Raw genomic sequence first — 11,114 nt, forward strand, 5'->3', positions numbered from 1 at the left:
GACTACAAAATATCCGAAAAATTAATAACTAACAACTTGAGTTATTTAAGTAAATAATTAACGGAAGATATTAGATAATAAATTTTTCAACTTATTTCTACCTAAATTAAAATTAGGTAAACGAAATGTAATAGAAGAACCTATGGTTATTTGTGACAAGCTATAGTTAGAGCTTTGTGAATTAGTTTCACTTCCTCCTAGATTTAAGTTATTATCTGCGCCACTTTGAATGTCTGTTTTTTGGAAGAAAAAATCACTACTGGCAAAAATATTATTATCTTGTCCAGCAGTTATACTTTCTTGTTCAGCTTCAGATAAATCATCAAATAGAGGATGATCATTACAGGTGTTATTGTCGTTCATAAAATTAACATCAAGTCCGTTGAATTAGCGATTATAACTGCATTTGTGCAGAAATATAACTACCCTATACCCTTGCTCTGAAACTTAAATAATCAGTTTTTACCGGACATGATATGAACCTTCAGATAAGATAAATCCTCATACTGATAGGAACTTTAAATGTTCTCCTTGTTGAGATAATAAACTTTCTGGACTACCTTCGAGTTTGACTTGGCCTTTTTCAATTAAAACTATCCAATCTGCTCGCTTAATTACACTGGGACGATGGGTAATTAAAATGGTAGTTTGTCCTTTGCGAAATTGCAAGAGACGATCTAGGACGTGAGATTCACTAACTGGGTCTAGTCCGGCGGTGGCTTCGTCTAAAATGAGAATGGGTGGATTGGTGAGGATACCTCTAGCGATCGCTAATCGTTGTCTTTGTCCACCAGATAAATTGGCCCCAAATTCTCCTAACACGGTTTGATACTTGTTTGGTAATTGACTAATAAATCCATCTGCATCAGCAATTTCGCAAGCTTGAACTATATCTTCAAAGGGAATATTAGGTGATCCTAAACGGAAATTTTCTAAAATTGTGCGACTCCAAAAATGAGGTTCTTGGGGAACATAAACTACCTGTTGTCGTAAACAATCAAGGGCTATATCCTCAATGTTTAAAAACCCAATGCGAATGTTACCGGAATTTGGTTGATATAAACCCGATGTTAATTTTGCTAATGTACTTTTACCACATCCTGATGTCCCAATTAACGCAATTACTTTTCCTCCGGGAAGTTTGAGAGAAAAATCTTCTAATAAATCCACTCTTCCAGGGTGGTGAAATGTCAAATGAGAAAAACGAATATCTGCATTACCAGAAATTTTTGCCATTGGTTTTTCGCTACCACCAATTACTTCTGGTGTTGCGTCAATTACTTCTAGTAAACGAGAAATTGCTGTTTGAGAACGGAAATATTCATCTACCAAACCTACTAACATACTAATTAAAACTAGAACGTTTACCTGCAAGGCATTAAAAGCCAGCATTTGACCAATGGTTAATGTTTTGTTAATCACTAAAATGCTGCCTATCCCTAGTAAAATTACACCCCCAAGAGTAGAAAATAATTTAGCGATAGTACCGTTAATAATGCCTATTTGAATGGTGCTAAAGGTGAGATTAGCAAGACGACCAAATCGACTTTGAAATTCATCCCAAAATTGGGGAGCAGCATTAGTTGTTTTAATTACTTGCGCGCCTTTAAATGTTTCTACTAACACACCTTGATTTTCTGCTCCTAAGACTAATAAACTGCGGGTTTTCTGTTGCAGTATGGGTAGAAATGGTAGACTTGATAAGGTCATTAAAACGGCAAAAAGTAGAACTGCTATTGTTAATTGCCAACTATAAAATAGCATTAAGCAGAAAGAAATCATAGCAATGAAAACCTGACTAGGTAAGAGAATTACTACTTGAGAAACTAATTGATTAATTTCGTTAATATCTCCCAATCGGCTAGTAATTTCTCCACTGCGACGAGATTCGTAGTAATTCAAAGGTAATTGTAAAATTCTGCGCCCAAAATCTAAGACTAATCCTAATTGTAGCCGTTGACCAAAATGAGCGATCATAGTTGCCTGTATGACTTGCAAGCTACTACTAAATAAGGTCATAACAACTACAGATGAGACAACAACTGTGAGTAGTTGGGTATCTCCTCGGACTAATACATCATCAGTTAATAATTGAATTAAAACGGGACTACCAAGGGATAAAATACCAAGAATAAGATTGAGAATTAAAACTTGGGTTAGTAATCCTCGATAGGGTAGTATGCGCCGAAAAAAACGTAATAATCCACCTGAAGCTTTTTCTTGAGGTTGTTGAAAAAAACGCTCTTGATCTGGCTCTAGTAAGAGCATTACGCCGTTCCAAGCGGTTGTTAGTTCTTGGCGAGTGATATAACGGATTCCCACCGCAGGATCGGCAATAACGTATTTACTACCGCGTTTATCATATAAAACAACCCAATGAAAACCCCGCCAATGAATGATTGCTGGTAGCCGTATTTCTGTAATTTTATCTACTATTTCTGGTGAGGCTTTAACTGCTCTAGCATTAAAACCTAAATTTTCTGAGCCACGTTTTAAACCTAATAAAGTTGTTCCTAGTTGTCCAGTTCCGACGGCTTCTCGACTTTTGTTAACGCTTAAAAAGTGACCGTAATGTTTACATATAGAAACCAGACAAGCTGCACCACAATCTTCTTCGCTTAATTGTAAAACACATTGATAGTTTTTACCGAGTTTGAATAGATTAAACATGGTGGAAAGGGAAGAATGAAGGATATTTTTATAAATCTGTGATTAATCTGGCTTTGCGAAGAATAAATCGCATGACTGTTTCTTCACGGGAAATGATATCGGCTCTCCCCTCCATTCCTGCTTGGAGAAGACATTGACGATCGCTGTTACCCACATACATCGTTTCTGGTTCAATGGTGACTTCATAACCAGCTACTTGGGGGGTTACACCTGGATTATTTCTATTGGTTTGGATAGCATCTGGGGCAACGTTCTGGACAATCCCTTTGAGCGTGCCGTAATCTGGGTAAGGACAAGCGGAAACCTGCATTTCGACTTTTTGCCCTATTTTGACTTTGTTGATGTCTTGAGCCGGCACATAAGCCTTAATTAGGATGGGGGTATCGAGGGGTGCAATTTGAGCGATCGCTTCGCTTGGTTGAACTACCTGTCCTGGGTTACGCAGCTTTAATTGTAATAATGTGCCGGTGATAGGTGCGCGAATTACAGTCTGATTTAAATCTTTTTCTACTTGTCGTAAATCTTGGCCTGTACGATTCAGTTGCTTTTGAATTTCTAACCTTTGTTGTACTAAGGTCTGGAGTTCCTTTTTTAACGCGGCTACATTAGCTACACCTTTGGCTCTTTCTTGTTTAATCCGTTCAGCAGCGACAACAACGGCAGCATCACTGGGATTTATGGCTGCTTTTGCCTTAGATAGATTAGTTTTGGCGATTTTTAGAGCTTGTTGTTTCTCTTCCCACAGATTTTTAGCATTGGTTTTTGCTTGTTCTAGTCTTGCTTGAGCAGATTTAACCGCTTGCTGCTTTTCCTCCAACATATTACGAGATATTGCACCACTCATAGCGATCGCTTGTAATCTATCTCGCTGAATTTTGGCTAAATCTAAAGCCGCTTGTGCTTCTTCTATTGTTGTCCTGAGTGCGCTTTCTTCTTGTAAACGATTAACTTGAGACTGAGCAAATCTGACAGCAATTTCCGCTTGAGTCATTTCTGCATTAGCATTGATTTGTTGATTATCATAGTTGCGTTGCGTTCCACCTAAGTCAGCTTGGGCAGCGACAATGGTACGATTAATTAAATTAGCCTGAGCCAACATTTGAGTATTAATTTCACCCAATTGAGCGTCAATTTGTACAAGTTGTAATTTTCCTTGTTCAATACTGCTTTTTAATTGATTTTTTTGAGTCTGAAGACGGGAATCATCCACGTAAGCGATCGCATCTCCCTCAATAACCATCTGATTATCTTGTACGACAATTTTCTCTACCATACCCGAAATAGCAGACTCAATCACCCTGAGTTCTCCCATCGGTCTAATACTAGCAGGAACTTTCACCGTTGCCTTATACTTCAACACAGTAGTTAAAGCGATACCTGTTGTAAATGTAGTGAATATAATTCCCACACCAATGGAAGTCCATTTGTGAATCCGGGGGAGAAATTCATTAACTTCAACAACGTGTAACTGCTCAGGATGTGGTTCATTTGAGCGATTCCAAACATAATTTCCCTCACGACTAAAGGAGTCCACAGTTTTTCACCTTCTTAATTGAAACATCAACAGAAAATAGGATTATCTAACTTCGCATTCAGATAGGCAGTTTTAGATAACCTCACCTAACTTGATTGCAAATCCCATGCCACAGAAAAATAACTGTCTAAGGTAATATGTCTTTGGAGATGTTTACAAAATTATAGTCATTTTATACTCGACGCAAAACTCCAGAACATCCATTTTGCCAGGATCTTCAAGAGAGCGATCGTCTACAAATACTTCACAAAGAATCAACAAAAAAAATTTCTTTCACCTATAATAAAAAGTGGGGGACGAGTAATGAATGCCCGCAATAAGGCAAATACATTACTCTCATCTCTGACGTGGGCAACGCTTGGAGAAAAACAGAGGAGAACGCTCAAACTCCCTCAAAGTCCTCACTTACGTTGAGCGAGTAGCAACAGTCTCCTCTCCCCCCTTCTTAACCAATATCTCAACTGCCCGTTAAATCATAAAATTGATAACTTTCAAAGAATCGGTGGTGGAGGTAAAGTCATAATTTCAGGAATAGCTCCACCAAACCCCAATAAGTTTTGTGCAGCCGTATTAATGGCTTTATCTACATCCACCGCAAACCTATTATTACCAACGAAACTAGAAGCTGTTGACTCTAGAGAAGTAATAACTCTCTCGGCATAATTAGTATTACTCAGTTCAAAATCTGCACCACCAGCTAAAAGCTCTAGTTGTTCATCAACCAACTCGAAAAATAACTCGGATGCAATAATTTGTTCTGACATAATAATTAGCCTCACTTACCCCTCATCTAGATAAAATTAATTAGATTTTTGTTTGTTTTGTCTCCTTCTTGATCATTTCCTTCAATTATTTAACCTCTACAATGTTTGACTAGAACCTAAAAATGGAGGCAAAATCATAATATCTTCTGCCCCAGTTGCCAAGCCCTCACCCTCAGCATTGGAATTACCCGTACTACCAAAGGGACCAGAATTAGTCACTCCCCGTATAGTATTATTTACCAGTTTAGTTTCTGAACCATCATTTAAAGCTTTCCCAAGTGCATTGACTGGCCTACCTCGTAAAGCAGCAATGGGAGCAAGCAATGGGTCAGCAGGTGCAGCTTGACCACCAGATAAATGTTCCTGTTCCTCCTGCGGTAATTCAACTAGCAAATCTGATTTCATTTGCAGAAATAACATAATTTTTCACCTTCCTCACTAATTTTTTGTTAAATAAAAATTCTAGAGAAAACAATTTTCTCTATCCTGCAAAAACTAAAATTCTCAAAACATTGCTACAGAATTATTGCCTGGCAAAAATCCGTTTAATGCCATATTGTTATTAACTCCCAAAGGAGCAAGTCCCAACGTATCTGAAGACAATATAGATTGTGAGCCACTACTCGTATCAACAAGTTGAGTATTAGTTTTAGTAACATTGCCTGATGGTCCAGTAGTATTAGACCCTGTTGTATCTGCAACTCTTTGAGCAAAATTGTTATTGTTAATCTGAGGATTATTGCCACCAGTTAACAACTCTTGTTGCCAATCATCTAACTCCATCATTAACCCTGATAAAATGATTTGAACTAGCATATTTTAGAACCTCAAACATTTACATTTCAAAGATAATTTCTCCATAAATAAATTTAGAGACGACTTCCTCAACACCTAAAAACCTTTGTTTTTACCACTCAGCACTTTTTTAAAATAAAATCGGTGCTAAACCCAAACCACCAATTCTAGGAAGTCTTAGCGCCCTCAATCCCAATAAATCTTGTGCTGCTGTATTGATAGCAGAAGTTTGAGCAGAGGAATTAGCAAAACTCCCACTTGGTCCAGAAAATGTTAGCCCCTGTAAAATAACAAATCGGTTAGCAAAATTGCTGCTAGATAACTCAAAATCTGCACCACCAATTATAAACTCTTGTTGCTTATCAGATAAATCAACAACCAACTTTGATCCAATGAATAAAGTTAACATGATTCTTAACCTCACTTACTTAATACTCAAACCGAGACTTCCAGAAACCCACTTAAAAAATTAGCTTTTCCCTCAACTAGCCGCCTAATCTAGAATCCTTGTAGAGAGTTTTCATGGAACCTCTCTACATTCTTTTTCACCAGATGTCTAATAGATATAGGACTCCTAAATGATTTCTAAATAAATCTAAGTATTGTAGGTAGGGCTATGCCTTACAAAACCCGCAGATTCTCGGCAATGTCCAACCTACGTGTATGTTCAAAACTCAAATAGGAGTCCTATATAAGCTACCTATTACAAACTCCTAAAAAGGACTTCCTAAACCAAGACCTCCAACGGGACTTGTTAGCACGGGATTAAGAAAGGCATCACCTCCTAATGCTGGATTCGCTCCAATACCATCAAGAATTGGTGCAGCACCCAACGCACCAATTGCAGGAATTGATGGTACACCCAAGCCCAATAAATCTTGAGCAGCAGTATTAACTGCGGAAGTTGTACCAATAGAGTTACCAGTGCTGCCAGTAGGGCCGGAAGCAGTAGTACCTTGTAAACTTGCTAGTCTGTTAGCATAATTACTACCAGCCAATTCAAAGTCAGCACCACCAGTTAAAACTGCTTGTTCTTCGTTAGATAAAGTAACAAACAATTCAGATGTAAGAATGTGATTTGACATGATTTTTAGCCTCACTTACTTAATACTCAAATTAAGGATTTCAAACACTAAATAGTGAATGAAATTAATCATTACAGGACTTATGCACGGGGTACAAAATACAGTGAAAATGAAATCTGCGTTATCTCTAAGCCAGAACTTCACTAAATAGGTATAGCAGATGACAGTATTAGAAGCCTTTTACTATTTAGTCTAAATCTAATCTTTTAGCCTTGTTTCTTGAACTACTGCCCTATCCATTATTATCAATACAAAAACTTCTAACTATGGCATTGCGTAAAACCTAACGGCAGAGATAAAATTATGGATCTATGCAATCAGCAGCTAGTGATTGTCAATCACAGTTGAAAATTTTTTTGTTCACCCCCCACAAACCATTCTCCGCCCAGATAGTTTAGCAAATACGCCTCCATAAAAGAGTAAAATCGGCTGGAGGTTTGGCCAAACTTGTCTACTTTAAGCAGCGGATTCCAGAAACTGACTGATTATCAAGCTAAATGAAAGAACTTCTGGAATCCGTAACTGCTAATTCCCATTAGTGAAAACCAAGCTCCCTGAGATAAAAAAGCAGCCTGATTTGGCTAAACAAAGTGAACTCTGCAATAATCGGTTAGTTATTTGCAATAGCGATCGCAGATTTTTGGTAGAGTATATGCAAAACTATTTGATATTCTCCACGTATTGTCACCGTATCCAGCCTTAACAGAAGGTTTCATCTCTGAGTTATCTTGGTTATCTATGAGAATAGTGAAAAACTTTAGCTGACTTAGAAGCCAGGTGTACCAAAGCCGCCAAATCCGCCTAGTGGACTGCCACCTGTTAAAGGAGTTTCTGCTAAACCAGTCAGAACTGGAGCCGAACCCAACGCCCCAACTTGAGGAATTGATGGTACACCCAAGCCCAATAAATCTTGAGCAGCAGTATTGACCGCAGAAGTTGTACCAATAGAGTTACCAGTGCTACCAGCAGGGCCGGAAGCAGTAGTACCTTGTAAACTTGCTAGTCTGTTAGCATAGTTACTACCAGCCAACTCAAAATCAGCACCACCTGTGAGAAATTCTTGTTGCTCATTAGATAACGCAACAAACAAATCGGACATATTTGAATTAGTCATGATTGTTAGCCTCACTTACGAATTATGGTGGAAGACCCACCTAAGTACCCAACTATAAGCCTTGTTTGTCAGGATTTCATAAATCTAAGGATAGAAATCAAATTTAGAGTTTTACTTCTTTAAGCAGAGATAAAATCTTTTAAGTTCATCTAGAAATTTAAACTTGTACCGAGTATTTTCTCTTTACAAACCTACATTTGGATTAGGTTGATTTGTTGAATCAAAAACTTCTAATTCTTTAGTAGCCGGATTATATCTATATTTTGGCTGAGTTAGAGGAGGAATAGGATCAACACAATATTGTCTATTATAAATCATAATTGACACTATTTGTCTACCAAAATCACAGGTTATAGGAGTATATCCTAAATTTTGAAGGATTTTCAAATTTGAATCATTTGTAGTAGATTTTGGTTGCTCAGATGAGGAAATTGGTTCGGGAGAATTTGAGCGAAGTTGCTCTTTGATCTGCAAATAAGTGTTAATGGGAATTGCTGCATTAAATCCTGATTTACCTTTTCCAGAAGCATCCGCAAGTCCATGAATGCCTATAAGTCTACCATTAATATCGAATACAGGACCTCCACTATTACCAGTTAAAGTATTTGCATCATAAATTAAACTATAGCCATTCACTGCATTCTTATTATAAGAAACTACTCTCCCTCCAGTAAAAGCAAAGTCTCTATCCGCACCAACTTTGCCAAATACTGCCGGAAAACCAGCCACAAAAATATCTGCACCAATTTCTACTGGTTCATCTTCAGGAATTGCAGGTGAATAATATTCTGTAGCTTCAAATGTAATAATCGCTAAATCTATTCCATCTTTACCTTTTTGTAAAACTTGACGATTTTTAACAGCATATTGCCGCCCTGTGTGAGTACGAACTGAGTAAGTAGTATCCTTAGAACAGGTGATCTTACCTGGTCGGTTTAAGGCATCACAAACAACATGATTGGCAGTTAATACAGTGTAAATATTATTTTCTTCATCAATAATTACTCCCGAACCTCCGGGAGAATTATTACCTTTGCTGTTGATTTGCACTACAGATTCTCTAGCATCTTGGGCTATTCCTTCTGGTATACTGTTGGCAAATGCTGGCATACTAATAGCGATCGCTGTCACTACCGATGTACTAAAAATGCTAGTTAGTTGATTAGTGGATAAACGCATATTTAATATTTCCAGGGAATAATTCTGAGATTTTTCACTAATTTCACTAATTATTATACAAGGTTTGATCTAATACAGCAGATTGTAAGAATTTTCCTGCCTCCTGCCTCCTGCCTCCTGCCCCCTGCCTCCTGCCTCCTGCCTCCTGCCCCCTGCCCCCCTGCTGTATATTTTGTGTTTCTATAAAATCAATAACTTTGTTGATAGGAATAGCCCAACTTAGAGGATCAATTTTTAAATAAAGTTGTTTATTCGGTACAGAACCATCGGCAAAAGTAAAAGCATTAATTCCTTGAAAAGGATACTTTAATAAGCCATTAATTGCTATTAGCTCTCCCTTTTGATTTAAAACCGGTCCACCACTCATCCCTTGACTAACATCATTGGTATAACCAACTTGATACCCTCCAGGAAATGTTTTAGGAAGTTGCAATTTAACAATTCCAGTTGTTAACTTAAAAGCTCTAATTCCCCAATTACGTGTTTCTTCAAACCTAATGATTTTCTTTCCTTGCCAGGTAAAATGCCATGCCGGAAAACCTGACGCATACACTCTTTCTCCTTCTATTATTGCCCGTGATTTCTGCAATTGTACTACTTGGTAATTTTCTTGGCTAGTAAATTCTACCAATGCTAAGTCTAATGTAGGATTTTTAGCGTGATTGAGTTCCCTTGCTGGATACATTTTACCATTAACAGTCATTACTTGATAACCATGTTCAGGACTATCTGCTACTACATGATGGTTTGTTAATGCTATATAAGTTTGTCCCTTACGCTTAATAATTACTCCTGAACCAGAACCGGATTTAGTTAAAATTCTAATAGTTACATTTTTAGCAATTTCCTCGGTTTTAATATTTATTTTCTGCGTTTCAGATGTAGATAGATTTTGAGCATTTGAGTAAAGATAAAAATTACTCATAAATATATTCATGAGTAATATCAAAAAAAATCTCTTATCTAAAACAAAAATCTGGTTTATCATTACATAATCTTCACAAAATTTACAAACAATCAGGGGAATAAACTTGAATTTTTTGAATACCTATTGATCAATATAGGACTAATAGTTTGATTTTTAAAATGCAAGCAGAGTGGGCATTGCCCACCCTACTAAATTATAGCAGTTTTCGATTCAATGAGATACAAGAAACTCCCACATCTACTACAATTTTGAAGACCCAGGTTTACGAGTTCCATTACTCATAGCTGATTTTGCCCAATCTCCTAAATTTACCTGCACTCGACCAGTAGTTGTTTCACGAATTACACCAGCACTGGCACCTTCATTACTAATTTTCACTATTTGTGCGAGGATTGCTTCTGCTTTTTTAGCATTTTCTGGTTTAAGGGTGAAGAGAATATTGGATTTATTACAACCGTCATCTGTAATAGAAACTGCACAAATTACGGTACTACCATTAACTTTACCAGTCATTAAAACAACATCTTTTAAACTACCACCACTTTCAGCTACAGCTTGATTCAATTTTGGGGTAACTATATTACAACGTTTTTGTGGAGTGAATGCTCCTCCGAAGTAATCAGAAGATTTTTTAGTCCAAACAATTAAAGGAATTGGCTGTCCCCCAGGACGTTGACCAACTGTAGCAACGTTACCATTACCTTCAGGAACACAACTAAATTTAGTACCCGCGATATCTGAATCATCAACTACTGGAGTATCAACCACTGGGGTATCAACTACTGGAGTATCAACTACTGGGGTATCAACCACTGGAGTATCAGTTCCTGAATTATCAACAGGAGGATTGGCTTGAACTATGGATGTTAATCCTAAAACACTAGATAGAGCTAAGGTTGCTACTAAAACGGTTGCAGGTAATTGAAATTTCATGGTTTATTCCTAAATATTACAAAGGTGAAAATGGGTCAATTTTTCTAGAACAAATACCGCATTAATCTGATTATTCTATGGGTAGAATATATTGATTTATGATGCAGATAAC

At 37.3% G+C, this 11,114-nt stretch carries 12 protein-coding genes; all 12 read right to left on the bottom strand.

Translation table 11 applies throughout. The features are described 5' to 3' along the window. Positions 1–57: 57 nt before the first annotated feature. Entirely contained in the window at positions 58–363 is a 306-nt protein-coding gene (locus VB711_RS12155; protein WP_323286305.1) for a hypothetical protein, read from the bottom strand. Between the two features lie 138 nt (positions 364–501). Further along, positions 502–2,670 (bottom strand): peptidase domain-containing ABC transporter, encoded by a 2,169-nt coding sequence (locus tag VB711_RS12160; protein WP_323286308.1) that lies wholly within the window; start codon positions 2,668–2,670, stop codon positions 502–504. Between the two features lie 28 nt (positions 2,671–2,698). Continuing rightward, positions 2,699–4,204 carry an HlyD family secretion protein gene (locus VB711_RS12165; protein WP_323286309.1) on the bottom strand — a complete coding sequence of 502 codons (1,506 nt, stop codon included), beginning with the start codon at positions 4,202–4,204 and terminating at the stop codon, positions 2,699–2,701. 491 nt (positions 4,205–4,695) lie between these two features. Continuing rightward, positions 4,696–4,968, bottom strand: a complete 273-nt coding sequence (locus tag VB711_RS12170) for a CTB family bacteriocin (RefSeq protein WP_323286310.1) — start codon at positions 4,966–4,968, stop codon at positions 4,696–4,698. Positions 4,969–5,064: 96 nt separating this feature from the next. Next, complete coding sequence (locus VB711_RS12175) at positions 5,065–5,388, bottom strand: hypothetical protein (RefSeq protein ID WP_323286311.1); 324 nt, start codon at positions 5,386–5,388, stop codon at positions 5,065–5,067. Positions 5,389–5,472: 84 nt separating this feature from the next. Beyond that, positions 5,473–5,784 (bottom strand): CTB family bacteriocin, encoded by a 312-nt coding sequence (locus VB711_RS12180; protein ID WP_323286312.1) that lies wholly within the window; start codon positions 5,782–5,784, stop codon positions 5,473–5,475. A gap of 109 nt (positions 5,785–5,893) precedes the next feature. Continuing rightward, positions 5,894–6,172, bottom strand: a complete 279-nt coding sequence (locus VB711_RS12185) for a CTB family bacteriocin (protein ID WP_323286313.1) — start codon at positions 6,170–6,172, stop codon at positions 5,894–5,896. Between the two features lie 304 nt (positions 6,173–6,476). Next, positions 6,477–6,848 carry a CTB family bacteriocin gene (locus VB711_RS12190; protein ID WP_323286314.1) on the bottom strand — a complete coding sequence of 124 codons (372 nt, stop codon included), beginning with the start codon at positions 6,846–6,848 and terminating at the stop codon, positions 6,477–6,479. Positions 6,849–7,614: 766 nt separating this feature from the next. Then, a complete protein-coding gene (locus VB711_RS12195; RefSeq protein ID WP_323286315.1) occupies positions 7,615–7,962 on the bottom strand; it encodes a CTB family bacteriocin in 348 nt (115 codons plus the stop codon). A gap of 183 nt (positions 7,963–8,145) precedes the next feature. Next, positions 8,146–9,141 (bottom strand): serine protease, encoded by a 996-nt coding sequence (locus VB711_RS12200; RefSeq protein WP_323286316.1) that lies wholly within the window; start codon positions 9,139–9,141, stop codon positions 8,146–8,148. A 46-nt stretch (positions 9,142–9,187) separates the two neighbouring features. Then, positions 9,188–10,066, bottom strand: coding sequence for a serine protease (locus VB711_RS12205; RefSeq protein ID WP_323286317.1), 879 nt, complete (start codon positions 10,064–10,066; stop codon positions 9,188–9,190). 243 nt (positions 10,067–10,309) lie between these two features. After that, complete coding sequence (locus VB711_RS12210; protein ID WP_323286318.1) at positions 10,310–11,002, bottom strand: COP23 domain-containing protein; 693 nt, start codon at positions 11,000–11,002, stop codon at positions 10,310–10,312. Positions 11,003–11,114: the final 112 nt, after the last annotated feature.

It is taken from the genome of Cronbergia sp. UHCC 0137 (assembly GCF_034932285.1).
Lineage (GTDB): Bacteria > Cyanobacteriota > Cyanobacteriia > Cyanobacteriales > Nostocaceae > Cronbergia.

Coding starts and splice junctions, on each gene's coding strand:
- VB711_RS12155 (WP_323286305.1), bottom strand. CDS start 363: ATGAACGACAATAACACCTGTAATGATCATCCTCTATTTGATGATTTA.
- VB711_RS12160 (WP_323286308.1), bottom strand. CDS start 2,670: ATGTTTAATCTATTCAAACTCGGTAAAAACTATCAATGTGTTTTACAA.
- VB711_RS12170 (WP_323286310.1), bottom strand. CDS start 4,968: ATGTCAGAACAAATTATTGCATCCGAGTTATTTTTCGAGTTGGTTGAT.
- VB711_RS12175 (WP_323286311.1), bottom strand. CDS start 5,388: ATGTTATTTCTGCAAATGAAATCAGATTTGCTAGTTGAATTACCGCAG.
- VB711_RS12180 (WP_323286312.1), bottom strand. CDS start 5,784: ATGCTAGTTCAAATCATTTTATCAGGGTTAATGATGGAGTTAGATGAT.
- VB711_RS12185 (WP_323286313.1), bottom strand. CDS start 6,172: ATGTTAACTTTATTCATTGGATCAAAGTTGGTTGTTGATTTATCTGAT.
- VB711_RS12190 (WP_323286314.1), bottom strand. CDS start 6,848: ATGTCAAATCACATTCTTACATCTGAATTGTTTGTTACTTTATCTAAC.
- VB711_RS12195 (WP_323286315.1), bottom strand. CDS start 7,962: ATGACTAATTCAAATATGTCCGATTTGTTTGTTGCGTTATCTAATGAG.
- VB711_RS12200 (WP_323286316.1), bottom strand. CDS start 9,141: ATGCGTTTATCCACTAATCAACTAACTAGCATTTTTAGTACATCGGTA.
- VB711_RS12205 (WP_323286317.1), bottom strand. CDS start 10,066: ATGAGTAATTTTTATCTTTACTCAAATGCTCAAAATCTATCTACATCT.
- VB711_RS12210 (WP_323286318.1), bottom strand. CDS start 11,002: ATGAAATTTCAATTACCTGCAACCGTTTTAGTAGCAACCTTAGCTCTA.